22 protein-coding genes are annotated in these 24,499 nt (G+C 73.2%); 16 read left to right on the plus strand and 6 right to left on the minus strand.

Annotated features, from left to right (window positions below):
* Window positions 1-81: 81 nt before the first annotated feature.
* Window positions 82-681, plus strand: coding sequence for a class I SAM-dependent methyltransferase (locus ACSU6M_RS04390; RefSeq protein WP_437067214.1), 600 nt, complete (start codon window positions 82-84; stop codon window positions 679-681).
* Between the two features lie 3 nt (window positions 682-684).
* Here ACSU6M_RS04390 and ACSU6M_RS04395 read toward each other — a convergent pair whose 3' ends face one another.
* On the minus strand, window positions 685-1,440 hold the full coding sequence (locus ACSU6M_RS04395; protein ID WP_437067216.1) for an alpha/beta fold hydrolase: 756 nt from the start codon (window positions 1,438-1,440) through the stop codon (window positions 685-687).
* Between the two features lie 184 nt (window positions 1,441-1,624).
* Here ACSU6M_RS04395 and ACSU6M_RS04400 point away from each other — a divergent pair, with 184 nt between their 5' ends.
* A complete protein-coding gene (locus ACSU6M_RS04400) occupies window positions 1,625-2,149 on the plus strand; it encodes a PadR family transcriptional regulator (protein ID WP_437067217.1) in 525 nt (174 codons plus the stop codon).
* On the opposite strand, the gene ACSU6M_RS04405 is transcribed toward ACSU6M_RS04400, so the two are convergent.
* Complete coding sequence (locus ACSU6M_RS04405) at window positions 2,135-3,058, minus strand: oxygenase MpaB family protein (RefSeq protein ID WP_437067219.1); 924 nt, start codon at window positions 3,056-3,058, stop codon at window positions 2,135-2,137. The genes ACSU6M_RS04400 and ACSU6M_RS04405 overlap by 15 nt on opposite strands.
* Window positions 3,059-3,177: 119 nt before the next feature.
* Here ACSU6M_RS04405 and ACSU6M_RS04410 point away from each other — a divergent pair, with 119 nt between their 5' ends.
* Both ACSU6M_RS04410 and ACSU6M_RS04415 read left to right on the plus strand, forming a co-directional pair.
* On the plus strand, window positions 3,178-3,486 hold the full coding sequence (locus ACSU6M_RS04410; protein WP_437067220.1) for a hypothetical protein: 309 nt from the start codon (window positions 3,178-3,180) through the stop codon (window positions 3,484-3,486).
* Between the two features lie 137 nt (window positions 3,487-3,623).
* Window positions 3,624-4,481, plus strand: coding sequence for a hypothetical protein (locus tag ACSU6M_RS04415; RefSeq protein ID WP_437067221.1), 858 nt, complete (start codon window positions 3,624-3,626; stop codon window positions 4,479-4,481).
* 307 nt (window positions 4,482-4,788) lie between these two features.
* On the opposite strand, the gene ACSU6M_RS04420 is transcribed toward ACSU6M_RS04415, so the two are convergent.
* Window positions 4,789-4,971 (minus strand): hypothetical protein, encoded by a 183-nt coding sequence (locus ACSU6M_RS04420; RefSeq protein ID WP_437067222.1) that lies wholly within the window; start codon window positions 4,969-4,971, stop codon window positions 4,789-4,791.
* Between the two features lie 328 nt (window positions 4,972-5,299).
* Here ACSU6M_RS04420 and ACSU6M_RS04425 point away from each other — a divergent pair, with 328 nt between their 5' ends.
* The 3 genes from ACSU6M_RS04425 (at window position 5,300) to ACSU6M_RS04435 (ending at window position 10,900) form a co-directional block, all read left to right on the plus strand.
* Entirely contained in the window at window positions 5,300-8,050 is a 2,751-nt protein-coding gene (locus ACSU6M_RS04425; RefSeq protein WP_437075005.1) for a DEAD/DEAH box helicase, read from the plus strand.
* Window positions 8,047-9,309 carry an SWF or SNF family helicase gene (locus tag ACSU6M_RS04430; protein ID WP_437067223.1) on the plus strand — a complete coding sequence of 421 codons (1,263 nt, stop codon included), beginning with the start codon at window positions 8,047-8,049 and terminating at the stop codon, window positions 9,307-9,309. The genes ACSU6M_RS04425 and ACSU6M_RS04430 overlap by 4 nt, the downstream gene beginning before the upstream one ends.
* Window positions 9,310-9,844: 535 nt before the next feature.
* Window positions 9,845-10,900 (plus strand): nucleotidyl transferase AbiEii/AbiGii toxin family protein, encoded by a 1,056-nt coding sequence (locus ACSU6M_RS04435; RefSeq protein WP_437067225.1) that lies wholly within the window; start codon window positions 9,845-9,847, stop codon window positions 10,898-10,900.
* 129 nt (window positions 10,901-11,029) lie between these two features.
* Here the strand turns inward: ACSU6M_RS04435 and xylA are convergent, their stop codons facing one another.
* Window positions 11,030-12,196, minus strand: a complete 1,167-nt coding sequence (gene xylA / locus ACSU6M_RS04440; RefSeq protein ID WP_437067226.1) for a xylose isomerase — start codon at window positions 12,194-12,196, stop codon at window positions 11,030-11,032.
* 249 nt (window positions 12,197-12,445) lie between these two features.
* Here xylA and xylB point away from each other — a divergent pair, with 249 nt between their 5' ends.
* The 9 genes from xylB to ACSU6M_RS04485 all read left to right on the plus strand — a co-directional run bounded on the left by xylB (window position 12,446) and on the right by ACSU6M_RS04485 (window position 23,246).
* Entirely contained in the window at window positions 12,446-13,891 is a 1,446-nt protein-coding gene (xylB, locus tag ACSU6M_RS04445) for a xylulokinase (protein ID WP_437067228.1), read from the plus strand.
* Window positions 13,892-13,933: 42 nt separating this feature from the next.
* On the plus strand, window positions 13,934-15,142 hold the full coding sequence (locus ACSU6M_RS04450) for an ROK family protein (RefSeq protein ID WP_437067230.1): 1,209 nt from the start codon (window positions 13,934-13,936) through the stop codon (window positions 15,140-15,142).
* 252 nt (window positions 15,143-15,394) lie between these two features.
* Window positions 15,395-16,408: an acetamidase/formamidase family protein gene (locus ACSU6M_RS04455; protein ID WP_437067232.1), complete on the plus strand. Its 1,014-nt coding sequence runs from the start codon at window positions 15,395-15,397 to the stop codon at window positions 16,406-16,408.
* Window positions 16,409-16,457: 49 nt separating this feature from the next.
* Window positions 16,458-17,075 carry an N-acetylmuramoyl-L-alanine amidase gene (locus ACSU6M_RS04460; RefSeq protein WP_437067234.1) on the plus strand — a complete coding sequence of 206 codons (618 nt, stop codon included), beginning with the start codon at window positions 16,458-16,460 and terminating at the stop codon, window positions 17,073-17,075.
* Between the two features lie 382 nt (window positions 17,076-17,457).
* Entirely contained in the window at window positions 17,458-18,756 is a 1,299-nt protein-coding gene (locus ACSU6M_RS04465) for a GAF domain-containing protein (protein WP_437067236.1), read from the plus strand.
* Window positions 18,757-18,933: 177 nt separating this feature from the next.
* Window positions 18,934-19,818: an NAD(P)-dependent oxidoreductase gene (locus ACSU6M_RS04470; RefSeq protein WP_437067237.1), complete on the plus strand. Its 885-nt coding sequence runs from the start codon at window positions 18,934-18,936 to the stop codon at window positions 19,816-19,818.
* Between the two features lie 123 nt (window positions 19,819-19,941).
* Complete coding sequence (gene exaC, locus ACSU6M_RS04475; RefSeq protein WP_437067239.1) at window positions 19,942-21,465, plus strand: acetaldehyde dehydrogenase ExaC; 1,524 nt, start codon at window positions 19,942-19,944, stop codon at window positions 21,463-21,465.
* A gap of 19 nt (window positions 21,466-21,484) precedes the next feature.
* Complete coding sequence (locus ACSU6M_RS04480) at window positions 21,485-21,844, plus strand: DUF779 domain-containing protein (protein WP_437067240.1); 360 nt, start codon at window positions 21,485-21,487, stop codon at window positions 21,842-21,844.
* A 190-nt stretch (window positions 21,845-22,034) separates the two neighbouring features.
* Window positions 22,035-23,246 carry a phosphodiester glycosidase family protein gene (locus ACSU6M_RS04485; RefSeq protein ID WP_437067242.1) on the plus strand — a complete coding sequence of 404 codons (1,212 nt, stop codon included), beginning with the start codon at window positions 22,035-22,037 and terminating at the stop codon, window positions 23,244-23,246.
* Window positions 23,247-23,249: 3 nt separating this feature from the next.
* On the opposite strand, the gene ACSU6M_RS04490 is transcribed toward ACSU6M_RS04485, so the two are convergent.
* Window positions 23,250-23,444 (minus strand): hypothetical protein, encoded by a 195-nt coding sequence (locus tag ACSU6M_RS04490; protein ID WP_437067244.1) that lies wholly within the window; start codon window positions 23,442-23,444, stop codon window positions 23,250-23,252.
* Window positions 23,445-23,580: 136 nt separating this feature from the next.
* Window positions 23,581-24,444 carry a phosphatidylinositol-specific phospholipase C/glycerophosphodiester phosphodiesterase family protein gene (locus ACSU6M_RS04495; protein ID WP_437067246.1) on the minus strand — a complete coding sequence of 288 codons (864 nt, stop codon included), beginning with the start codon at window positions 24,442-24,444 and terminating at the stop codon, window positions 23,581-23,583.
* Between the last annotated feature and the right edge of the window lie 55 nt (window positions 24,445-24,499).

Consider the following 24,499-nt stretch of genomic DNA (forward strand, 5'->3'; position numbering starts at 1 on the left):
AGAGATGTTCCGGAACGATCGCGTCCCGCTCGAACGTGTGCACACGGACGTCATCCGTGTCGGTGAGGGATCATGCGGAGCATGAGCGACGACCGTACGCACGTCCAGGAGTTCTTCGCGGCCCGCGCGGCCGACTGGGACAGCCGGTTCCCCGACGACGGCCCCGCCTACGAGGCCGCCGTGGCCGAGCTCGGCCTGCGCGAGGGCGACCGGGTGCTCGACGCGGGCTGCGGCACCGGACGGGCGTTGCCGCCGCTCAGGGCCGCTGTCGGGCCCTCGGGGGAGGTCCTGGGCGTCGATCTCACCCCGGCGATGCTGGAGGCCGCCCTGGCGGCCGGGCGGGACCGGTTCGGGCGGCTCCTGCTCGCCGACGTCGCCGAGCTGCCGCTGCGGTCGGACGCGCTCGACGCGGTGTTCGCGGCGGGGCTCATCGCGCACCTTCCCGAACCGGAGGAGAACCTGCGCGAGCTGGCGCGCGTGGTGCGCCCCGGCGGCACGCTGGCTCTGTTCCACCCGATCGGCCGGGCCGCCCTGGCCGCCCGGCACGGTCGGCAGATCACTCCGGACGATCTGCGGGCGGAGCCCAACCTGCGGCCGCTGCTGGCGCGTTCGGGCTGGCGCATGACGTCCTACGTCGACGAGGACACCCGTTTCCTCGCCCTGGCGGTGCGCGCGGACTGAGCCTCAGATCCGCCCGGCGACCGCGGCGGCGAACGCCTCCGGGTTGTCGAACATGACGTTGTGCCCCGCGCCCGGCACGGTCACCACCCGCACCCCGGCCGCCTCCAACGCCTCACGGCCCGCAAGTTCACCGCTCAGTTCGCCCTGGAGGTAGACGCGCTCGACGGGGGCCGCCTCCAGGATCGCGCGCATCACGGGCGTGGATCCACCGACCAGACCCACCGCGCTGCGGTGCAGCGCGCGCGGATCCGTCAGCCGCATGGTCGCCGCCCACACAGGGCCGACCTTCTCCAACACACGCGCGTACCCCTCGTTCACGAATGCCTCCTCCTCCCAGCCGGAGATACCGCTGCTGGCGGCGGTGACCGGCGGGTGCGCGTCCAGGTTGGCCTCGGTGAGCACAAGGCGGGACACCAGGTCGGGCCGACGGTGGACGAGCACGATCGCGACCGCGCCGCCCATGCTGTGGGCGACCATCTCCGCGCCGCTCAGGCCGGCCGTGTCCAGGGCGGCCGCCAGGGCGTCGGCGTGCGCGTCGAGGGCGTAGGAGAAGCGCTCGGGCCGGTCGCTGATGCCGTGCCCGGGCAGGTCGACGAACAGGCTCCGTCGGCCTGCGAGTTCGGGCCGTGCCGCGACATGAGCGTGGTACACGGAGGACACCGACCCCAGACCGTGCACATACACGCGCGCGGGCTCCTCCCCGGGCACCTCCGTCCACCGGATGCAACTGCCCTGATCGTCGAACTCAGCCTGACGCATCGCGCGCTCCCCCGATTCCGTGCCCATCGCTTGCCGACATCCGGACAATACATCGGGACAGCAGTACCTCGTCAACGATGTATTACCTTGCAGGTGTACTACTTGCATGATGTACACCCTTAGCCGGGTATGTCCTGTGCGATGTATCCCCTAGGCGCTGTACCGCGGGTGCGAGAATGCGGTCATGCTGGAGCTCGCCATCCTCGGATTCCTCTACGACGCCCCGCTGCACGGCTATGAGCTGCGCAAGCGGATCACGGCGCTGACCGGGCATGTCCGGCCGGTCGCGGAGAGCACCCTGTATCCGGCCATCAAGCGCCTTGAGAAGGCGGGCCTCCTGGAGCGCGCCACGGAACCGGGGGCAGGTGCCGCGCCCCGGCACGTCCTGTCCTTGACGGAGGCGGGCCGCAAGGATCTGCGGCGTCGGCTCGCGGAGCCCGACCGGCTCGACATCACCGACGAGAACCGCTGGTTCACCCTGCTCGCGTTCCTGCGACACCTGGACGATCCCGGCGCCCAGGCGGCCGTGCTGCGGCGCAGGCTGGCCTTCCTGGAGGAGCCCGCGAGCTTCTTCTACGACGGGGATCGGCCGTTGTCCGCGGAGGAGCTGGACGACCCGTTCCGCCGCGGCGTCCTCACCATCGCCCGTGCGACGTCACGGGCCGAGTTGTCCTGGCTGCGCAAGACGCTCGGCTCACTCGACGCCTGAGGCCGCAGAGGCGTCCGAAGGGCTGGAGACGTCCAAGTGCCGTACCGGGCACCCGCGGACGCCGGGAACCGGCCAGGTGCCCAGTTCGTTGAGCTCATAGCCGTCGGGATAGCCCTTGATCTCCCAGTTCTGCCGCGCGTAGTGGGGCGCGCGGCGAGGGGGCAGCAGCCGGACGGCACGCCCGCGCAGCCGCACCGCCCGGCGCACGAGCGCACGGGTGGCGGCGGGGGGAGGCGTGTAGCGGAAGGCGCGCAGCAGGGAGTCGTCGAGCAGAGCGAGCGTGGCCGTGCGCAGCACGGGAGCCAGCGGCCGCGGATACCAGGAGGCCATCAGATCGAGCGTGGCGTCGGAGACCCGGCGAGCGCGCTCGTCCCAGGCGAAGTGGGCGGCTTCGTAGGAGTCGAGGCAGTCCTCGAACTCCTCGTAGGTCTCGGGGATGTCCTTGATGCCCATACGCCGGCCCAGGGTGCGGAAGTGGTTGGTCGCGGCCACGGTCTCGTGGCGGGAGAACCTGCGCCAGGCGTAGGCGTCGATCCACCGCTTGGGCATCACCACGAACGTGCTCAGGACGTAGCGCATGTCGTCGTTGCCGATGTCGTAGCTGCGGTGCATCTGGTTGATGCGCCGGATCGCGGTGCGGCCCTGCTCGCTGTCGAAGCCGTGCTCGACCACGGCGTCCAGGAGCAGCGAGGTGTCGTCGTAGCGCTTCTGCGGGCGGTCGGTCAGTTCGGCGGTCTCGGCCAGGAGCGCGCCGATGGACGGCACGGCGTAGGTGCGGTAGAGGGCGAGCTCCAGGGCGCGGGTGTAGTCCCAGGGGAACTCGTAGGCCACGCTGAGCCGGAAGATCTCCGAGGCCTGACCGAACGGGTCCATCCTCCGGATCTGTTCGAGCCGCGCGTAGCGCTTCACCGCACTCCCCCTCTTCTGCCATCGAAGCTCCAACTCTACGTTGAGGAGCAGCAGATGAAACGATCAGTGGTGCAGGTGCACCGCACCGGGAGATTCGACGCAGGGGGAAGGCGGTCAGCATGTTCGACAAGATCCGCGAGGCATGGAAGAAGCGCGTGGCCACGCCGCGAGCGGAGCGGCAGTCCGAACGGCAGTCGGAGCGGGACAAGAGGCCGCACAACCTGTTCGAGGCCGCCGCCGTCTACGTGACGGCCTGCGCGGAGGACGACCAGGACCGGATCGACGAGGCGGCCGGGTGGGTGTCTCCGGAGGCGCTGTCGTTCGGGGTGAACGAACTGGCCTGCCGAGCACTGATCGCGCTCGCGCGGGAGCGCGACGAGCCGCCGGGGACGGTGGCCCGCTCGCTCCTGGGCCTGCCGACGGCCTGATCGAGGTGCGGCCGGAGCCGGTCGATTCATCCCGTCACGCCGGAAAACCGCAGCTCCCGGCTGGTCGGGGAGTCGTGACAACGGAGTGCGGGGCGCATTAGGGTGCGCGCGTTCGAACGAACCACTGGGAGGCTGGCATGGCCGGGACGGACGAGGAAGCCGTCGCCGCCGCGGACGATGCGCTGTATGTGCTCACGGCGGTGCTGCTGACGCCCGCGCAGTTCCCGAGCGTGCTGGGTGACGACTATCCCGAGGCGTGCGCCGCCCTGGGCCTGGCACCGCTCGCCGACGGGTACGGCCTGGTGCTCGGCCAGGACGGTGAGGGCGCGCGGTGGACCATCGTGACCGACGACGTCTCCCTGGTGGCCGTGGCCGTCGCCGCGTGGGACTGCGGGATGGAGTACGACCTGTCGCCGGCCGAGCACACGGTCGTGACGGCACTGCCGGGCTGGCCGCTGGCGCTCGCCGTGGCGGCTCCCGGCGTGCCGGCGCCGCACGATCCCGACCCGGCTGTCGCCGACCGGCCTCCGCTGACCCCGCCGGACACGTCCGTCTGGGGGCCCGCGCAGCGCCGGATGGGTGCCGACGAGGTGGCGTTGCAGTGGGCGTCGTGGCGCGAGCGGATCGACGACTCCGTGTTCTCCGCCGGGAACGGTGCCTCCACGGGGGCGCCGTCGGGCTCCTCCGCGCCGGAGGGCACGGACGCGGGGTCGAAGCCGGGCGGCGCTCGGCACGGGGTACGGCGGGTACTGGCGGAGGCGCGGGCCTACGTGGACACGCCCCCGCCGCTGGGTCGGGTCCGGTCCTCGTTCGCGCCGGGTGACGCGCGGACGCTGCGGGCCGACGGTCCCGGCTGGTCGCTGGTGGCCAGGACGGACGACATCGCGTTCGTGCTGCTCGACGAGGCGCCGGGAGAGGTCCTGCCAGTGGGACGCGGGCCGGAGCTGCCGGGTCTGCTGGAAGCGCTCGACAAGATGGCCGTGCGCCCCAGCTGAGGGGCCGGGCGAGGGGCAGGCCGTACGCGTGGCCAGGGCTGACGCCCGGCCGCCTGACGCCCGACCACGCCTGCGGCCCGGCCACGCGCACTGCACCACCACGCCGCGCTCCTCACACGCGTCCACGCCTCACGCGCGTTACACGACCACGCCGCACCCCTCACGCGCGGCCACGGCCCCTGCACGACCACGCCGCACGCCTGGCCTCCGTGCGCCATCGCCGGACCGCGCGTTGTGCCGGAGCGGCCCCGGCGGCGGCGACTGGTGCGCGCCGGACGGCGCCACGCCGCACGCGGGCGGTCGCGTCTCAGCGGCCGAGTTCCCTGCGGCGCGCACGGCGCAGCCGGCGGCGCTGTGAGGGGTCGAGTGCGAGGTAGGCGGCGGCCGGTATGCCCAGCACGATGAGCAGTGCGGTCCACCAGGGCAGCCAGATCAGCAGGATGAGTCCGACCGCCACACCGCCTGCGGCGATCTTCGCGTTGTTCGACATCGGTGTCGCCTCCTTCGCGGCCACTGCCGCTCTCTGTGGTGAGAACGGGTCCGCGCCTGGCGCGGTTCCGGACCGCGACCCTGACTCGTCCCTGATGCCCGTCCCCCAGTCCTCCCTGAGATGCCCCGGAGGGTGATCCAAGTCACTCCCATTGTCGCCCGAGTCGTCCGAAGGATGCTGTACAGTCGACGACTCGACCCCGGTAGTCAAATTTGAGGAATGCGTCATAGCTCTGCAGCGAAACTCCGTCGCACCATCCTCCGACATCTCCCAACTCGCCTCCTTCCACACCACGTTCGTGACCGGTGATCCCGCCCGTACCGGCACGATGGCCTTCTGGCGTTCCGACGCCGCGCCTGCGCCCGCCACGGTGACGGGATCCCGGGCCGACCTGTCCGTGGTCCTGCTGACCGAGGACGGCGTGGAGCAGGCCGACGTACCCGCCCTGCTGCTTCCGTTGGACGCGGCGCTGCCCGTCCTCACGCGCGCGCGTGTCACCGCGAGCGCCGACCGGGCGACCGTGTTCTGGGGCACCGCGGCCGTGTTCGCGCTGCACCTCACCGCGCGCGGACTCCTGCTGCCCGGACTGTCGGCCGACGACCACGACGCCTGGCGCGCCGGGCCGCTGCTCCCCGAGGACCTGGCCTACCTGCACCGGCTCGCCGCCTCGATGCCGCCGGAGGCGCACGCCGTCCCGGTCGGCGGCACCGGCGCACCACGGCTGCCCGATCCCGAGCGGCTGCTGCGCGCCTTCCTGGACGCCGTCGCCGACACGCTTCCCCGCTCCCCCGCCGCGCCCCTCGTGACCGGCGGGCCCGCCTTCGCCGTGCGCGAGCCGCAGCACCTGCCCGAGTTGCGCGCCTGGGCCGCCGATGTCGCCGCCGGGCACGACGCGGGTGTGCGGATCTCCCTGCGCGTGGAGGTGCCGGGGCTCGCCGACGCGGCCACGGACGCCGCCGGACTGGAGTTCCGGGTGGTGCCCCAGGTGCACAGCCTGAGCGATCCCGCGCTGGTCGCGGACGCCGCCGACGTCTGGGCCACCGACGCCGCCTTCGGCCCCCGCGCGCGCGTGGACGCCCTGCTCGCCCTGCGCCGGGCGGCACGGGCCTGGCCGCCGCTCACCCCGCTGCTGTCGGCGGCCGTCCCCACGGGCCTGGACCTCGCCGACGACGAGGTCACCGACCTGCTCGGCGAGGGCGCCCGCGCGTTGAGCGGCGCCGGGGTGGAGATCCACTGGCCGAGGGAGCTGGCCCGCGAACTGACCACGCGCGCGGTCGTGGGCCCGCCCGACGAGGAGGCCGGGGAGCGCTTCTCGGGCCTGCCGTCGTTCCTGTCCGCGGACGCGCTGCTCGCCTTCGACTGGCGCTTCGCCGTCGGCGACCGGCGGCTCACGCGCGCGGAGCTCGACCGACTGGCCGAGGCGAGCCGCCCCGTGGTCCGGCTGCGCGACCAGTGGGTCCTGATCGACCCTCACGAGGTTCGCCGCGCCCGCGCGCGGCAGGACCGCAAGATCACCCCCATCGATGCGCTCAGCGCCGCCCTGACGGGCTCCGTGGAGGTCGACGGGCACAGCGTCCAGGTGCAGCCGACCGGTTGGCTGGCGACGCTGCGGCAGCAGCTCACGGACCCGCAGCCGCGCGAGCCCATCACCCAGCCCGCGGCGCTGAACGCGACACTGCGCGACTATCAGCGCCGGGGTCTGGACTGGCTGGCGCGCATGACCTCGCTGGGCCTGGGCGGCTGTCTGGCCGACGACATGGGACTCGGCAAGACGATCACCCTGATCGCCCTGCACCTCCATCGGCAGACCGAGGCGGAGACGGCCGGCCCGACGCTGGTGGTCTGCCCCACCTCCCTGATGAGCAACTGGCAGCGGGAGATCGAGAAGTTCGCGCCGGGCACCGCGGTACGGCGCTTCCACGGCCCCCGACGCGACCTTCAGGACCTGGCCGACGGGGAGTTCGTGCTCACCACGTACGGCACGATGCGCCTGGACGCCCGCCGGCTGGCCGAGGTGCCCTGGGGTCTGGTCGTGGCGGACGAGGCGCAGCATGTGAAGAACCCGTACTCGGCGACCGCGCGGGAGCTGCGCTCCATCGGCACGCGCGCGCGCGTGGCGCTCACCGGAACGCCGGTGGAGAACAACCTGTCGGAACTGTGGGCGATCCTCGACTGGACGACCCCAGGGCTGCTGGGCCGTCTCGGCTCGTTCCGCACGCGGTACGCGCAGGCCGTGGAGGGCGGCCACGACCCGGCGGCGGCCGAGCGGCTGTCCCGGCTGGTGAGCCCGTTCCTGCTGCGCCGCCGCAAGTCCGATCCGGGCATCGCGCCCGAGCTGCCGCCCAAGACCGAGACCGACCGCGTGGTGTCGCTCACCCGCGAACAGGCGGCTCTGTACGAGGCGGTGGTGCGCGAGACGCTGGAGGAGATCGCCGGCGCGGACGCCATGGCGCGGCGCGGACTGATCGTGAAGCTGCTGACCGGGCTGAAGCAGATCTGCAACCACCCCGCGCAGTTCCTCAAGGAGGACCGGCCGCGCATCGAGGGCCGTTCGGGGAAGCTGGAGCTCTTGGACGAGCTGCTGGACACGATCCTCGCCGAGGGCCAGGGCGTGCTGGTGTTCACGCAGTACGTGCAGATGGGCCGCCTCGTCGAGCGGCATCTGGCCGGTCGCGGGGTGCCGTCGCAGTTCCTGCACGGCGGGACGTCGGTCGCCGAGCGCGAGGCGATGGTGCGGCGCTTCCAGGACGGCGAGGTGCCGGTGTTCCTGCTGTCCTTGAAGGCGGCGGGCACGGGACTGAACCTCACGCGCGCGGAGCACGTCGTGCACTACGACCGCTGGTGGAACCCCGCCGTCGAGGCGCAGGCCACCGACCGCGCGTACCGCATCGGGCAGACGCGACCGGTGCAGGTGCACCGGCTGATCACGGAGGGCACCATCGAGGACCGCATCGCCGAGATGCTCCGTCGCAAGAGCGCGCTCGCGGACGCCGTTCTCGGCTCCGGCGAGGCCGCTCTGACGGAGCTGACGGACGCGGAACTGGCCGAACTGGTCGAGCTGCGAGGGGGCCTGCGATGACGAGGACCCATGACGAGCGCACGTTCGCCGCGCCGCCGCCCTCGCACGGGCGGGCCTTCGCCGGCACCTGGTGGGGGCGGGCCTGGTTGCGGGCCCTGGAGGACGGCGCGCTGGACACGCAGCAGTTGAAGGCGGGCCGCCGTCTCGCGCGCGCGGGTGCCGTGGGCGCGGTGTCGGTGCGGCCGGGGCGCCTGACCGCCGTCGTGCAGGACCGCGACGGCACGGCGCACCGGGCCGACGTCCTGCTGGAGGAACTGTCCGCCGGGCAGTGGGACCGCTTCCTGGACATGGCCGTGGAGCGGGCCGGGCATGTGGCGGCGCTGCTCGACCGCGACATGCCTCCGCACCTGGTCGAGGACGCCGCCGCCGCGGGCGTCGAGCTGCTGCCGGGCCTCGGCGACCTGGAAGCGGAGTGCGACTGCGGGGCCTGGGACCACTGCCGCCACACGACCGCCCTGTGCTACCAGGTGGCGCTCCTGCTGGACCAGGACCCGTTCGTGCTGCTGCTGTTGCGCGGACGCGCGGAGGCGGCCCTTCTGGAGGAGCTCCAGCAGCGCGGTACCGAGCGGACCGAGGAGGCGGCCGAGCCGGACGGGGTGGACGCCGCCGAGGCGTACGCGGCCGGCGACATCCTGCCCGGTCTGCCCGATCCGCCGGTGCTGCCGGACGTGCCGGGCACACCGCCGTCCCTGGACACCGACACGCCCGCCCCTGCGGGGGTCGACGCCAAGGCGCTGGAGTTCCTGGCCACGTGCGCGGCCGCCGAGGCCCGCCGCCTGCTCTCCGCGGCGCTGACGGACGGACCCGAGCGAGCCCCTGCCGAGGCCGGACCGACGCTCGCCGAGGACGCGGTCCGCCTGGCCGCCGCCGATCCCGGACCGGACGCCCTTCGCCGGCTCGCCGACGGGTCGGGCCGCACGCCCGAGGCGCTGGCCGTCGCCGTACGGGCCTGGCGGCAGGGGGGCGCGGCCGCCCTCTGGGTCTGCGAGGAGGAGTGGACGGTCCGCGGCGACGCTCTCGCACGCGCGCGTGCCGCGCTCGACTCGGCCTGGGAGGAGGGCGAACGCCCGCGGCTGCGGGCCCGCGCCAACCGGTGGACCGTCGTCGACGCACCCCACCAGCTCCGCCTGGACCGCACGGGCCGTTGGTGGCCCTACCGCAAGGAGCGCGGCCGCTGGGTCCCCGCGGGCGCGGCGGCACAGGACCCGGCGACAGCCTTGGCCGCGCTGGGAGCGAGCGGGGGTACGGAGGCGGACTGACGGGCTGTGCGCCGACGAGGTGCCAGGCCGACGGGCGGGCGCAGCGCACGGAGAACCCGGAGCCGTGACGGCCGCGGGAAGCGGCCCCGCGCGCCCCGCTCGTCGCCACCCGCACGACGGCAGGCGAACCAGCCGGTTCCCGGCCCCCGCCCCCCCGTGCCGGGGGCGGCCTGCCCCTGTCCCGGACCGGGCCGGCCGCCTCGGCCGGTTCCCCCAACGGGCGAGTTTCCCCAACCCGCCAGTTTTCCCAACCCGCCGGTTTCCCTGACCCGCCGGACTCCCGAACGGCCGGTTTCCCCAGCCGGCTGGGCCACCGAACGGGTCGGTTCCCCGAACCCGTCGGACTCCCCAACCCGCTCGTCTCCCCAGCCGGCTGGACCCCCGAACGGGCCGGTTCCCCGAACCCGCCGGACTCCCGAACCGGCCGTCTCCCGAACCGCCCGTCTCCCGAACCGCCCGTCTCCCGAACCGCCCGTCTCCCGAACCCACCGGCGGTCACCGGGCGTTGTCAGTGCCCGTTGCTAACGTCGCGACCGTGACAGATCGTGACGCGATGAGGGACGAGCGGCGCACGGCCCACCGTGCGGTGCTCGACCATGTGCTGGCGCTCGTCGCGGACGCCCCGTGGAGCGACTCCCTCGTGCTGCGCGGCAGCATGACCCTGCCCGCGTGGGTGGGCGACGCCGCGAGGGATCCGGTCGACCTCGACTGGGTGGTGCTGGAGGACGTGGTGCTCGTCGATCCACTGGACCCGTACCCGTACGTCGACGCCATCGAGGTCGTCCAGCAGTGGCCGGAGGCGGCGGACGGGGCCGCGCGCTACGAGCTCTGGCGGGAGGAGGAGTTCGGTTCCGACGGCAGCCGCCCGCTGCTGCCCCCGGAGGGCCTGCACTGGGTCCGCGCCGACGCCGAGCTGTCGGACCAGGGCCCCCCGTACGCGGACCTGCTGGAGCGCATACGGTCCCGTCCGCAGGCGGCCCCGGGGATCCTGCTCGACGCGGACGCCGCGCGGACCGACGGGACGTGGACATACGTGGAGTACGACACGCCCGGCGTGCGGCTCGTCGTGCCCTGGCGGGCGGACGGCCTCCCGCCGGGTGAGGTGCGGCTCGACTTCGCCCGCGACGAGCTGCTGCCGAAGCCGCCGGTGTGGACTGCCGTACCCAGGGGTGACGGCGGCGCGCCCGTCGTCGTACGGACCGCCGGGCCCGAAGTGTCGCTCGCCTGGAAGGTGTTGTGGCTGCACACCGACAGCGCCACCCCACAGGGGGCTCAGGGCAAGGATCTCTACGACGCGGTGCTGCTCGCCGAGGCGGCGGGCACGCGTCTGTCCGCACGGCTGCTGCGCAAGGTGCTACGGCGCGCCCTGGGCGACGCGGCCGACGGCTTCGGCCCGGACGACGTCACCGGGTGGCGGGTGGACTGGCACGGATTCCGGGCCGAACACCCCTGGGTATCCGGCACCGCACAGCACTGGCTGGGCCGACTGCACCACGCGCTGGGGGATGTCTTCGCGCGCGATGCGGCCGACCGCTCGTCCGTCGGGGCCGGTTCCTCGTGCGGCGGCTCACCCCGTCGAATATCGGGATGACCTGACGACGGCCCACGGGAAGCACCGGCCGGACGCCCTGGCGGACCGACCGAGCCCCGCCGCAGCCACACGACACGACCGGCCCGGTACGGCCCTGACCGGAACGTCCGCCCCGGCTTCCGTCCTGACTCAGCCGCGCGCCCCCAGCAGATGGTCCATGGCCAGCTGGTCGAGGCGTTCGAAGGCCATCCCGCGTGCGGCGGCCGCCTCCGCGTCGAAGTCCTCGAAGGCGGCGCGGTCGGCGAGGAGGGCCTGCAGACCGTCCGCGGCGGTCGGCTGGGCGAGTTCGTCGAGGCGGGACGCGCGCAGGGCCTCCTGCACCTCCGGATCGGCGCGGAAGGCCGCGGCCCGCTCCTTGAGGATGAGGTAGTTGCGCATGCAGCCCGCGGCGGACGCCCAGACACCGTCGAGGTCCTCGGTGCGCGGCGGCTTGAAGTCGAAGTGCCGGGGCCCGGCGTAACCGGCGCTCTCCAGCAGGTCGACGAGCCAGAACGCGGCGCGCAGGTCACCGGCGCCGAAGCGCAGGTCCTGGTCGTACTTGATGCCGGACTGGCCGTTGAGGTCGATGTGGAAGAGCTTGCCCGCCCACAGGGCCTGGGCGATGCCGTGCGGGAAGTTGAGCCCGGCCATCTGCTCGTGGCCGACCTCGGGGTTCACGCCGTACAGCTCGGGCCGCTCCAGGCGCTCGATGAAGGCGAGGGCGTGGCCGACGGTGGGCAGCAGGATGTCGCCGCGCGGCTCGTTCGGCTTGGGTTCGATGGCGAAGCGCAGGTCGTAGCCCTGGGAGGTGACGTACTCGCCGAGGAGGTCGAATGCCTCCTTCATGCGGTCCAGCGCCACGCGGACGTCCTTGGCGGCACCGGACTCGGCGCCCTCGCGGCCGCCCCAGGCGACGTAGACCTTGGCTCCGAGTTCGACGGCGAGGTCGATGTTGCGGATGGTCTTGCGCAGCGCGTAGCGGCGTACGTCGCGGTCGTTGGCGGTGAAGGCGCCGTCCTTGAAGACGGGGTGGGTGAAGAGGTTGGTGGTGGCCATCGGCACGGTCAGGCCGGTGGTGTCGAGCGCCTGGCGGAAGCGCTTGATGTGCGCCTCGCGCTCGGTGTCCGAGGACCCGAAGGGGATCAGGTCGTCGTCGTGGAAGGTCACTCCGTAGGCGCCCAGCTCGGCCAGGCGCTGCACCGTCTCGACGGGGTCGAGGGCGGGCCGGGTGGCGTCGCCGAAGGGGTCCCGTCCCTGCCAGCCGACGGTCCACAGGCCGAAGGTGAACCTGTCCTCGGGGGTGGGCTGGTAGCTCATGCGCGGCTCCTCGCTCGCTCGCACTATTTCGTCATGGCGGTTTACAAATTAGTATGCCGACGCATCTCAGGGAAGGGACAAGGAGTCCCGGAGAGGTGGAACCGGGTCGCCGAGCCCCGGAAACCATGGAAGAACAGCAGGTCGGATCCCGCCCCCGCAGGCAGCAGCAGATCTCGCAGCCCCGCACCGGATGCGACAGGCACACAGGCACACCACATCGCGAAGCCGCACACCAAGAGGGAGAGCCCGATGTCAGCAGCCGAGGGTCCGCTCGTCGTCGGCGTGGACACGTCCACCCAGTCCACGAAGGCACTGGTCGTCGACGCAGCGACCGGACAGGTGGTGGCGAGCGGACAGGCCCCGCACACCGTGTCCTCCGGCGCGGGCCGGGAGAGCGACCCGCGGCAGTGGTGGGAGGCCCTGTGCGAGGCACTGCGCCAGTGCGGTGACGCGGCCCACGAGGCGGCGGCCGTGTCGATCGGCGGCCAGCAGCACGGCCTGGTGACGCTGGACGAGCGCGGCGAGCCGGTCCGCCCGGCCCTGCTGTGGAACGACGTGCGGTCCGCTCCGCAGGCCCGGCGGCTGGTTGACGAGCTGGGCGGGCCGAAGACCTGGGCCGAGCGCACCGGCAGCGTGCCCGGGGCGTCGTTCACGGTCGGCAAGTGGGCCTGGCTCGCCGAGCACGAGCCGGACGCGGTCCGCGCCACGAAGGCCGTCCGCCTCCCCCACGACTACCTCACCGAACGCCTCACCGGCCTCGCCACCACCGACCGCTCAGACGCCTCCGGCACCGGCTGGTGGGCGTCCGGCACCGAGGCGTACGACGAGGAGATCCTCGCGCACGTCGGCCTGGACCCCGCGCTGCTGCCGCGGGTCGCGCGGCCGGGCGAGGTGGTCGGCACCGTGCGCGACAGCCACGACCTGCCGTTCTCCAAGGGGACGCTGGTCGCCCCGGGCACCGGCGACAACGCCGCGGCGGCGCTGGGCCTCGGGCTGCGGCCGGGCACACCCGTGCTGAGCCTCGGCACGTCCGGCACGGTCTACGCCGTGTCGACCCACCGCCCGTCCGACCCCAGCGGCACGGTCGCGGGCTTCGCCGACGCGCGCGGCGACTGGCTGCCGCTGGCCTGCACCCTCAACTGCACCCTGGCCGTCGACCGCCTCGCCGCGCTGCTCGGCCTTCACCGCGACGCGGTGGAACCCGGCTCCTCGGTCACCCTCCTGCCGTACCTGGACGGCGAACGCACCCCGGACCTGCCGAACGCCTCCGGCCTGCTGCACGGCCTGCGCCACGACACCACCGCCGGACAACTGCTGCAGGCGGCCTACGACGGTGCCGTGCACTCCCTGCTGGGCGCGCTGGACCTCGTCCTCGACGAGGACGCCGACCGCTCCGCACCGCTGCTGCTGATCGGCGGCGGCGCGCGGGGCACCGCCTGGCAGCAGACCGTACGACGGCTGTCGGGGCGGCCCGTGCTGATCCCCGAGGCCCGGGAACTGGTCGCTCTGGGCGCCGCCGCCCAGGCGGCCGGGGTGCTCACCGGCGAGGATCCGGCCGCCGTCGCACGCCGCTGGGACACCACGCGCGGGCCGGTGCTGGAGGCGGTGGAACGGGACGAGGAGACGCTCGCGAGGATCACCGGGGTACTCTCCGACGCGGACCCGCTGCTGAGGCGGGGCACCGGCACACACTGACCGCTCCGGCCCCACCGGCACCTATCGAGGACTGACGGAGGCATGACCGCAACGCCGCACGAAGCCCGTTCCGACGGTCCCGGGCGCGCGCTGCCCGACACCCAGCAGGGCATGCGCCGGCGCAATCTGGCCCGGGTGATGCACGCCGTGAGCGCCGAGGGGCCGCTGTCGCGCGCCGCTGTCGCCTCGCGCATCGGGCTGACCCGGGCGGCCGTGTCGACCCTGGTGGACGAGCTGATCCGCACCGGTCTGCTGGAGGAGCTGGGTCCCGAGCGGCCCGGCCGGGTGGGCCGGCCCGGATCGGCCCTCGCGGTCAGCGGCCGGGGCCCGGCGGGGATCGGCGCGGAGATCGGCGTGGACCACCTCGGGGTGTGCGCCGTGGATCTGCGCGGACAGGTGCGGGCCCGTGCGGTACGGCACGGCACCAACCGCGGACGCTCCCCCGAGCCGGTCGTCGCGGAACTCATGGCTCTGATCAAGGACGTGGTCGCCGAGGCGGACGCCGCGGGCCTGTGGCCGGCGGGACTCGCGGTCGCCGTCCCCGGCCTGGTCGCCAGGGACGCCCGTACGGTGGTGCGCGCCCCCAACCTCAACTGGCAGGACGTGGATCTCGGCGCCCTGCTGCCGCTCGGGTACCCGCTGACCGTCGACAACGAGGCGAACTTCGGCGGGCTCGCCGAGCTCTGGCTGGGCGCGGACACACCGCCGGACTTCCTCCATGTCTCCGCGGAGATCGGCATCGGTGCCGCGGTGGTCGTGGACGGTCAACTGCTGCGCGGGACACGCGGTTTCGCCGGTGAGCTGGGACATGTGCCGGTGCGGCCCGACGGACCGCCGTGTGCGTGCGGGGGGCGCGGGTGTCTGGAGCAGTACGCCGGTGAGGAGGCCGTGTTGCGTGCCGCGGGCCTTGAGCCGGGCGAGGACCGGGTGGGTCTGCTCGCCGGGCGGGCGGCGGACGGCGACACCGCGGTACGCCGGGCGCTGCACGAGGCCGGGGAGGCACTCGGCATCGCGCTGACCGGGGCCGTGAATCTGCTGGACCCGCGGGGTGTGGTGCTGGGCGGTGCGCTGGCCGGCCTCGCGCCCTGGCTGCTGCCGTCGCTGGAGGCCGAGTTGGCGCGTCGGGCGGCCGGTCCGGCGTGCACGGTGTCGGTGTCCCGGCTGGGCTCCGAGGGGCCGTTGCTGGGGGCGGCGCACTGGGTGGTGCGGGGCGTCCTCGACGATCCGGCGGGGGCCGCGGGGCAGCGGTGAGCCCGTCCGCGTCCGCCTCCGCGTGCGGGGAGTCCGCCGGTACGGCGGCGGTGCCACGGCCGATCACCCTTGTGGGTGAGCGACTTGTCCACAGCGGTTCCGCCGTCCACGGAACCCGATCACTTCCTTCTGCCCCACCGCCGGGCCCCGTACGGTGATTCTCGCGAGGCACCGCACACGGTACGACCGCACCCGTCTCGCACCCCGACCACCGGCCCACCGCGGCCTGTCCGCAGAACGGAGTGTGCAGCGATGAGCGATCTGCGCGTCCTGACCGTGCGCCCCGAACCCGGCGAGTACGCCTGGACGTTCGGCGGGGCCCCGCCCATCGCGCGGATCACCCCCGGAACCGTGCTCGACCTGTACACGGAGGACTGCTTCGCCGGCCGGGTCCGCTCGGAGAAGGACCTGGTGTCGAAGGTGTGCGAGTTCCCCTTCCTCAATCCGCAGACGGGTCCGTTCCATGTGGAGGGCGCCGAGCCCGGGGACACGCTCGCCGTGCACTTCGTGTCGGTCGAGCCCGCCCGCGACTGGGCCGCGTCCACCACGGTCCCCCTCTTCGGCGCCCTGACCTCCACCCACACCACGGCCACGCTCCAGCCGCCGCTCCCGGAGCGGGTGTGGATCTGGCAGCTCGACCGCGTCCGGCGCACCGCACTGTTCCGGGCGCACGACAGCGACCTCGAGCTGGAGCTCCCCATGGACCCGATGCACGGCACGGTCGGTGTGGCACCCGCCAACCTGGAGGTCCGCTCGGCCCTGGTCCCCGACGCGCACGGCGGCAACATGGACACCCCCGAAATGCGAGCCGGCGTCACCTGCTACCTCGGGGTGAACGTCGAGGGGGCCCTGCTCAGCCTGGGCGACGGACACGCACGGCAGGGCGAGGGCGAGACCTGCGGGGTGGCCGTGGAGTGCGCGATGAACACCGTCGTCATCGTGGAGCTCCTCAAGGGCATCAGCACGCCCTGGCCGCGCATCGAGTCCGACACCCACATCATCTCCACCGGCTCGGCCCGCCCGCTGGAGGACGCCTTCCGGATATCCCAGCTGGACCTGGTGCGCTGGCTGGTGCGTGACTACGGCTTCAGTGAGCCGGACGCGTACCAGTTCGCAACCCAGGCCGTCGAGTCGCCGTTGGCCAATGTGTGCGACACCAACTACACGTGCGTGGCCAAGATCCGCAAGGACTGGCTGCCGGCCCGCGAGACCCACCGCGGACTGCACGCCCGCCTGCGCGAGACGGCGGCGACGCTCCGCAGCTGATCCCGCGCACCTCCTCCCTCAGCCGTCCAGGCTCCGAAAGGCCGACCTCATGCACCGGGCCACACCGCCCCCGACGTCCCTGCCCCACCCCGGCCGACGCCGCGTGCTCAAGGGCGCCGCCCTGGCCGCACTCCCCTACGCGCTGCTCCCCGAGACCCGCGCGGACGCGGGCACCCAGGCCCCCGACCACCCGTCCGCCACCTGGGAGCCGGCGACCTCCTCCAACTACACCCGCGCCGCCCGCCCCACCGACTACCCGATCGACTTCGTCGTCGTCCATGTCACCCAGACCACCTACGACACCACGCTCGCCGTCTTCCAGAACCGGAGGAAGAAGGTGTCCGCCCACTACGTCGTGCGCTCGGCCGACGGTCACGTCGCGCAGTGCGTCCCCGAGTCCGACATCGCCTGGCACGCGGGAAACTGGGACTACAACACCCGCAGCATCGGCATCGAGCACGAGGGCTGGGTCGACCGGCCCGCGTACTTCACCGATGCCCTGTACGAGAGCTCGGCGCGGCTCACGGCGAGGATCTGCCGCAAGTACGGGATCCCCCGCGATCGTTCGCACATCATCGCCCACTACGAGGTGCCCGGCAGCGACCACACCGATCCCGGGCCGCACTGGGACTGGGGGCGGTACATGAGACTCGTCCGGCGCGCGTGAGGGCACGCGTGAGCCGTCCGGCGACACCCGGTCAGAGGCTGCCCGCCGACAGCCCCCGACCGGGCTGCCGCCCCGGCCGACTCCCGGACCCTCGCACGGACCCGACCCGATACGACTCCCAGACCGTCGAACGGACCCCCACCGATCGGTCCCCGCACCGCCGCACGCGGACCCACCGATCTCCCCCCCCGGCACCGCCCCACGGACCCACCGATCAGCCCCCGCACCTCGCCCCGGACCCACCGATCCGCCCCCGCACCCGCGCACCGCCGCTCCGGCCCGTTCCCGACCCATCGATCGGGTGACCGCTGTCGAAACGGTTGTCGGCGCGGACACCCGGAGTGACGATGTCCCCATCCGCATCGCCCTCCGGGAGGCCGAGTTGACCGATCCCTGGGTGGCCCTGGAGCCAGGGGCCGACCCTGTCGAGCAGGCCCGGATACTGCGCCGGGCGCACGAGACCTTCACCCAGGCAGGTACCGTGCCGCGGCCGGTGCGGTCCGTGGTGGCGGACTCGTGGCGGCGTTCGGCACGGGCGGGGGTCGGGCCGGACGGCACCGCCAGCGTGGAACTGACGGACGGCGACCTCGGTGCCTACCGGGCCGAGCATCCGCTGGCGCGGGTGATGCCGTTGGTCCGGGAGCTGATGGGCACCTTCGCGGTGGACGGCGAGCATCTGCTCGCGGTGTGCGACGCCCACGGCCGGCTCCTGTGGGTGGAGGGCCATCCGACGACCCGGCGGCGTGCGGGACGGATGAACTTCGTGCCGGGCGCGCGCTGGGCGGAGTCCGCGATGGGCACGAACGCTCCGGGTACGGCGGTCGCCGTGGACCGTCCGGTGCAGGTGTTCGCGGCGGAGCACTTCAGCCGGCCGGTGCAGCCGTGGACGTGCGCGGCGGCTCCCGTGCACGATCCGCGCACCGGGCGGGTGCTGGGCGCGGTGGACATCACCGGTGGGGACGGCCTGGCTCATCCGCACAGCCTGGGGTTCGTGCAGGCGGTGGCGCGGGCCGCCGAGTCGCAGCTGGCGCTGCTGGCCCCGCGGCGCCCGCCGAAGGACGGGGAGGTGCTGGAGCTGAGCGCGCTCGGCCGGGACGAGGCGCGGCTGCGGATCGGCGGCCGCGGGATCCGGCTGGGCCGGCGGCACAGCGAGATCGTGGTGCTGCTGGCGTGCCGTCCGCAGGGCCTGACCGGCGACGAGCTGCTGTGCGCGCTGTACGAGGACGAGTCGGTGACACCGGTGACGCTGCGGGCCGAACTCGCCCGGCTGCGCGGGGTGCTGGGGCCGGGGTTGCTGGCCTCGCGGCCCTACCGGCTGACGGTGCCGGTGGAGTCGGACGTCGCGATGGTGGAGCGGCGCCTGGTGGCGGGGGCCGTCACCGCGGCCGCCACGGCGTACGCCGGTCCGCTGCTGCCCGCCTCCCAGGCTCCGGGGGTGGTGCGGTTGCGGCGCAGGATCGCGGACGGGCTGCGGAGTGCGCTGATCGACCGCGGGGACCCGGACCTGCTGGCCGACTGGGCGTACGCGCCGTGGGGCGAGGACGACCTGGAGGTGTGGCGGGCGCTGGCCGCGCTACGCCCGACCGCCGCGGTCCAGGCACGGCTCACCGCGTTGGAGACCGAGCTGACGGCACCGGCGATGGCCCAGGGTGTGGGGCGAGGGTCCCGGCCGGTGAGGTAGGCGGCGAGGCGCCGGTCCCTGGGGGTGGCGCCCTGTCGGGGCTCGGGTCTGCCGGCACTTACAAAGAGGGAAGTACCTGACAAATTTGTAGGTACTTGTCCGCCTCTCCGGGGTGGGAAAGCATCGAGGTCAGGAAGTCAAGGAGTCAAGCAGTCCCCTCGATGACAGGAGCACCACGTGAGTGACGCGGTACCCGTGACCGTTCTGGGTCTCGGTGAGATGGGCGGGGCGTTGGCGGCGGCGTTCGTCGCGGCGGGCCGGCCGACCACGGTCTGGAACCGCACCGCCGCCCGAGCCGACGCGCTGGTCGAACTGGGCGCCGTGCGGGCGGGTTCGGTCAGCGAGGCGGTGGGTGCGAGCCCGCTGGTCGTGGTCTGCCTGCTGGACTACGCCGTCGCCCGCGAGGCCCTAAAGCCGGCGGCCGGTCGGCTGCGCGGCAGGACGGTCGTCAACCTGACCAACGGCACGCCCACGCAGGCGGCACAGATGGCCGCGTGGGTGGCGGAGCAGGGAGGGGAGTATCTGGACGGCGGCATCATGGCCGTACCGACGACGGTGGCGACACCGGAGGCGTTCATCCTCTACAGCGGGGAGGAACGGGTCTTCGAGACGCATCGGGCGGCGCTCGAGGAGCTCGGCGCGGCGAAGTACCTGGGCAGTGACATAGGACTGGCGTCCCTGTACGACCTGGCGCTGCTCAGCGGCATGACGCTGATGTTCGACGGGTTCCATCACGCGGTGGCCATGGCGACGTCGGCGGAGCAGGGCAGCGCCTCCGGTTTCACGGAGCTGCTGGTGCCGTGGCTGACGAACATGGCTCGCCTGTTGCCCGCGTTCGCCGCGGAGGTCGACGCCGAGCGCACCTCGCGAACGACGCCCCAGCTGACCCAGGGGCTCGACGTCCAGGTCTCCGGACTGCTCAACATCATGAACGCCTCCAGGGACGCCGGAGTCAGCACCGCACCGCTGGAGCCGGCGATGGCGGCACTCGAAGGGCTGCTGGAAACGGGACACTCCGAGTGGAGCGCCCCGGCCTCGGTGCGGCAGCTCAAGACGACGTAGGCCCCCGTCCCGGCCCGCGGCGGCCCCGTCGGCCCCCTCCGCAACGTCCTCGCAACGTCCGGTTCCCTAGCCTCCCGGCGAAAGCTGCCCGGCGGTGGGCAGCGGTTCATCGGAAGGCACACCATGACCCGTTACGCGGCGCCCGGCTCGGAGGGCGCGATCGTCTCCTACCAGTCGCGGTACGACCACTTCATCGGCGGGGAGTACGTGCCGCCGCTGCGCGGTGGGTACTTCGAGAACCCGAGCCCGGTGAACGGGCAGCCGTTCACCGAGGTGGCGCGGGGCACCGCGGAGGACGTGGAGCGGGCCCTGGACGCGGCGCACGCGGCGGCGCCCGGCTGGGGGCGTACGTCGGTGGCCGAGCGGGCCGACATCCTGCTGAAGATCGCCGACCGGATGGAGGCGTATCTGGAGCCGTTGGCGGTCGCGGAGAGCTGGGAGAACGGCAAGCCGGTACGGGAGACGCTGGCCGCCGACATCCCGCTGGCCATCGACCACTTCCGCTACTTCGCGGGCGCGATCCGCGCGCAGGAGGGCTCGCTGGGCGAGGTCGACGACGACACGGTGGCCTACCACTTCCATGAGCCGCTGGGCGTGGTCGCGCAGATCATCCCGTGGAACTTCCCGATCCTGATGGCGGCCTGGAAGCTGGCGCCGGCCCTCGCGGCGGGCAACGCGGTCGTCCTGAAGCCGGCCGAGCAGACGCCCGCGTCGATCCACTACTGGCTGAGTCTTGTCTCCGACCTGCTGCCGCCGGGCGTGCTGAACGTCGTCAACGGCTTCGGGGTGGAGGCGGGCAAGCCCCTCGCGTCCAGCCCGCGGGTGGCGAAGGTGGCGTTCACCGGGGAGACCACGACCGGGCGGCTGATCATGCAGTACGCCTCGGAGAACATCAAGCCCGTCACGCTGGAGCTGGGCGGCAAGTCGCCGAACATCTTCTTCGACGACGTGTGGGCGAAGGACGACGAGTTCCGGGACAAGGCGCTGGAGGGCTTCACCCTGTTCGCACTGAACCAGGGCGAGGTGTGCACCTGTCCGTCGCGGGCGCTGATCCAGCGCGGTCACTACGCGGAGTTCCTTGAGGCGGCCGTCGCCCGCACACGAGGGATCAGGCCGGGCCATCCGCTGGACACGGACACGATGATCGGCGCGCAGGCGTCCAACGACCAGCTGGAGAAGATCCTCTCCTACATCGACATCGGCCGGCAGGAAGGCGCCCGGATCCTCACGGGCGGGGAACGCATCGAGCACGACGGCGAGTTGAAGGGCGGCTACTACGTCCAGCCGACGATCTTCGAGGGCGACAACCGGATGCGGATCTTCCAGGAGGAGATCTTCGGGCCGGTGGTGTCGGTGACGTCGTTCGACGGCTTCGACGACGCGATCAGGACCGCGAACGACACGCTGTACGGGCTGGGCGCGGGGGTGTGGACGCGGGACATGAACACGGCGTACCGCGCGGGCCGCGCGATCCAGGCGGGCCGGGTATGGACCAACTGCTACCACGCCTACCCGGCGCACGCGGCGTTCGGCGGCTACAAGCAGTCCGGCATCGGCCGCGAGACCCACAAGATGATGCTGGAGCACTACCAGCAGACGAAGAACCTGCTGGTGTCCTACTCCCCGCGCAAGCTGGGCTTCTTCTAGCAGCCGGAAGGGGCCGGTCATGACCGAGGAGATCCCCCGCGTCGAGCTCACCCCCGCGGCCGCCGAACTGGTGCGGCGGCTGCGGGCCGCGCACGGGCCGCTGATGTTCCACCAGTCCGGCGGCTGCTGCGACGGCAGCGCGCCGATGTGCTACCCGGAGGGCGAGTTCCGTACGGGTGACGCGGATGTGCTGCTGGCCGAGCTGACCGTGGCGGGCGTCGAGGAGCCGGTGACGTTCTGGATGTCGCGCAGTCAGTACGCCGTCTGGAGCCATACCCGGCTGATCGTGGACGTCGTCGAGGGCCGCGGCAGCGGCTTCTCCCTGGAGGCACCGGAGGGGGTGCGTTTCCTCACCCGTTCACGAGTCGTCGGCTCCTAGCCATCCCAGGGAAACCCCTGGGCCACTCGCACAAGCCCCGCGGCCACCCCCGCGACCCCGCGACCCCGCCCCCACGCCCCCGCAGTCATCCCTATGGACCCGCCGTCTGGTGCGATCCCCCCGAATCCTGGACAGTTGACGGGACGTCAGGGGAGGACACCGTATGGCGAGTCGGCGCAGACGCCCCCGCATGGGCGGAACGGCACTGAAGGTTCTCGCGGCACTCGGCGTCCTGGCCGGTGCGTCCCTCGCAGGGGCGCCACCGGCCGGGGCCGCCCCAGGACCGGTGCCGCTGGGGCCGGGGGTCGTCTACGAGACGTACGACATCCCGGCGGCCCAGGGCCCGGCGCGCGCCCATGTGCTGAGCGTCGACCTGCGCGAGCCCAAGGTGCGGCTGGACCTGCTGTACCCCGGCCGGGTGGCGGCGCGGGCCACCGTCTCGGCGCTCGCCACCGCCCAGGGCGCGGTGGCGGGCGTCAACGGGGACTTCTTCAACATCACCGAGGTCCAGCATCCCGGCGTGCAGGCCACCGGCGCGAGCGTGGGCCCCGCGATCGCGGCGGGCCGGGCGCTGAAGGGGGCGGTGCCGAACGGACAGCGGTTCGGGCCCGCGCTGCCGCCGGGCACCACCACCGAGGACGTCATCGGCGTGGGCCGGGACCGCCGGGCCCGGCTGGACCGGCTGACCCTGGACGGCGAGATCGCCACGCCCGAGGGCCGGCTGCCGCTGGGCGGGCTCAACCAGTACGCGCTGCCGGTCGGTTCCGTCGGGGCGTTCACCGAGGACTGGGGCAGCGTCTCACGGATACGCGCGACCTGCGGCACGGACACCCACCGCGCGGCCCCGTGCAGCACGGACACCTATGAGGTGACCCTGCGCGACGGCGAAGTCGTCTCCACCGCCGACACTCCGGGCAGCGGGCCGATCGGCGAGGGCACGACCGTGCTCGTGGGCCGGGAGGCGGGGGCGCAGGAGTTGCGCAAGCTCTCCCCCGGCGAGCGGGTGCGGGTCACGCACCGGCTGAGGACGACCGCGTCGGCGATCCCGCTGCGGTTCGCCGTCGGCGGCTATCCGGTGCTGCGTGAGGGCCGCCCGCTGCCCGGTCTCGACGACCGCACGGCCGCGGTCCGCTCGGCGGCGGGCATCGCCGACGGCGGCCGGCGGCTGCTGCTGTTCACCCTGGACGGCTCCCCGGAGTACCGCACCGGCCTGACGATCGCCGAAGTCGCCGAGACGCTGCGGGACCTGGGCGCGGACCACGCCTTCAGCCTGGACGGCGGCGGCTCCTCCACTCTGGTCGCCCGCGTCCCGGGCACGGACGGCGTCAGCGTCCTCAACCACCCCGGCGCGGGCGCGGAACGCCCCGTACCGAACGGCATCGGCGTGTTCACCAAGCCATGAGCGTCAGGGCCGCAGACTGCCGACGAGGTCCGCCGTCGCGGTGAGGCCGCTGTGGATGGTGGGCGCGATGCTCGTGCTGGCGAGGTAGAAGCCGAGCAGCGCGCACACCAGCGCATGGGAGACCTTCAGGCCGCCGTTGCGCAGGAAGATCACCGCCAGGATCAACAGCAGCAGCACCACAGAGATGGAAACGGCCATCGTCAACCTCCTCCGCCACGCCGGTGACGTCCGGTTCACGGCGTTCGGCCGTAAGTGTGGCGTAGCGGAGGGTTCGTCCGGGCGGCTGACATGTCCCCCGAACGTGTGGTGTCTGCCCTGGGTCGGCCGGTGACGCTCAGCCTCCGTGGGCGTCGAGGAACGCCTCCAGGCCCGCCAGGTCGTCCGTGTTGAGGTGGTCGACGTCGGCGGCGAGCAGCTCGGACCACAGCGCCTCGCGGGCCGGTCCGGGCTGGTCGGGCGTGGCCCAGAACCGGACCCGCTGGCCGCGCTCGTGGGCCGCGCCGGTGATGGCGTGCAGCCTCTGCCGCTCGGCCGGCGGGAACGGGCCGACGCCGAGCCAGGTGAAGGTGCGGGTCCAGTTGTCGCTGATGAGGGGGATGAAGGAGGCGGGCGCGGGGCCGCCGAGGTCGGCGAGGCGGCCGTCGTAGAAGGCCCGGCGCACGGTCTGCGCCTCCATGGGTGTACGGGCGGCGCGGTCGCCGGAGATGACCGCGGTGACCGGGCCGGGAAAGACACGGCCGTGCGCGTACGTGGTGAACAGATGCTTGTAGCGGCGCAGACGGCGGTCGAGTTCCCGGTAGGTCGAGGCGCCCTCGGTCTTGATGTCGATGAGCAGTTGCAGCGGCCGGCGGTGTCCTCGGTACACCGAGCCGTGGTTCGCGCGGACGCGGGCGGCGAGCGGGTCGAGGTAGAGCGACTCCAGGGTGCGGGCGGGGTCGAGGTCCTCGGGGTCGTGGGCGACCAGCAGTTGGTCGCCGACCAGGAAGATGTCGGCCTCCAGGCTGCCGAAGCGGTGGGCGAGGGCGTCGAAGAGGGGGCGGGGGTGCTCGTAGTCGTTGTGGGCGTGGGCCCGCCACAGCGGGGTCGGGTGGTGCTTCTTCCGGCCGGCCGCCAGGGCGTCGGCGCCGGGCAGGGCGACCGCGCCCGCGAGGGCGGTGCCGATGGTGGTCAGGGCTCTGCGACGGGTGGTGAGGGCCATGCGCTGCCTCCCTGTGTGGTGACGATCCCCAGCGAGTATGGGGCGTGGACACCTC

The sequence above is a fragment of the Streptomyces sp. enrichment culture genome (assembly GCF_964272895.1).
Classification (GTDB): Bacteria; Actinomycetota; Actinomycetes; order Streptomycetales; family Streptomycetaceae; genus Streptomyces.

Bases quoted from the DNA above. Each gene is read 5' to 3' on its own strand.
- ACSU6M_RS04415 (WP_437067221.1), top strand. From the start codon at position 3,624: ATGGCCGGGACGGACGAGGAAGCCGTCGCCGCCGCGGACGATGCGCTG.
- ACSU6M_RS04420 (WP_437067222.1), bottom strand. From the start codon at position 4,971: ATGTCGAACAACGCGAAGATCGCCGCAGGCGGTGTGGCGGTCGGACTC.
- exaC (WP_437067239.1), top strand. From the start codon at position 19,942: ATGACCCGTTACGCGGCGCCCGGCTCGGAGGGCGCGATCGTCTCCTAC.
- ACSU6M_RS04460 (WP_437067234.1), top strand. From the start codon at position 16,458: ATGCACCGGGCCACACCGCCCCCGACGTCCCTGCCCCACCCCGGCCGA.
- ACSU6M_RS04390 (WP_437067214.1), top strand. From the start codon at position 82: ATGAGCGACGACCGTACGCACGTCCAGGAGTTCTTCGCGGCCCGCGCG.
- ACSU6M_RS04430 (WP_437067223.1), top strand. From the start codon at position 8,047: ATGACGAGGACCCATGACGAGCGCACGTTCGCCGCGCCGCCGCCCTCG.
- ACSU6M_RS04395 (WP_437067216.1), bottom strand. From the start codon at position 1,440: ATGCGTCAGGCTGAGTTCGACGATCAGGGCAGTTGCATCCGGTGGACG.
- ACSU6M_RS04410 (WP_437067220.1), top strand. From the start codon at position 3,178: ATGTTCGACAAGATCCGCGAGGCATGGAAGAAGCGCGTGGCCACGCCG.
- ACSU6M_RS04450 (WP_437067230.1), top strand. From the start codon at position 13,934: ATGACCGCAACGCCGCACGAAGCCCGTTCCGACGGTCCCGGGCGCGCG.
- xylA (WP_437067226.1), bottom strand. From the start codon at position 12,196: ATGAGCTACCAGCCCACCCCCGAGGACAGGTTCACCTTCGGCCTGTGG.
- ACSU6M_RS04485 (WP_437067242.1), top strand. From the start codon at position 22,035: ATGGGCGGAACGGCACTGAAGGTTCTCGCGGCACTCGGCGTCCTGGCC.
- ACSU6M_RS04425 (WP_437075005.1), top strand. From the start codon at position 5,300: ATGGCCTTCTGGCGTTCCGACGCCGCGCCTGCGCCCGCCACGGTGACG.
- ACSU6M_RS04490 (WP_437067244.1), bottom strand. From the start codon at position 23,444: ATGGCCGTTTCCATCTCTGTGGTGCTGCTGCTGTTGATCCTGGCGGTG.
- ACSU6M_RS04480 (WP_437067240.1), top strand. From the start codon at position 21,485: ATGACCGAGGAGATCCCCCGCGTCGAGCTCACCCCCGCGGCCGCCGAA.
- ACSU6M_RS04400 (WP_437067217.1), top strand. From the start codon at position 1,625: ATGCTGGAGCTCGCCATCCTCGGATTCCTCTACGACGCCCCGCTGCAC.
- ACSU6M_RS04455 (WP_437067232.1), top strand. From the start codon at position 15,395: ATGAGCGATCTGCGCGTCCTGACCGTGCGCCCCGAACCCGGCGAGTAC.
- xylB (WP_437067228.1), top strand. From the start codon at position 12,446: ATGTCAGCAGCCGAGGGTCCGCTCGTCGTCGGCGTGGACACGTCCACC.
- ACSU6M_RS04495 (WP_437067246.1), bottom strand. From the start codon at position 24,444: ATGGCCCTCACCACCCGTCGCAGAGCCCTGACCACCATCGGCACCGCC.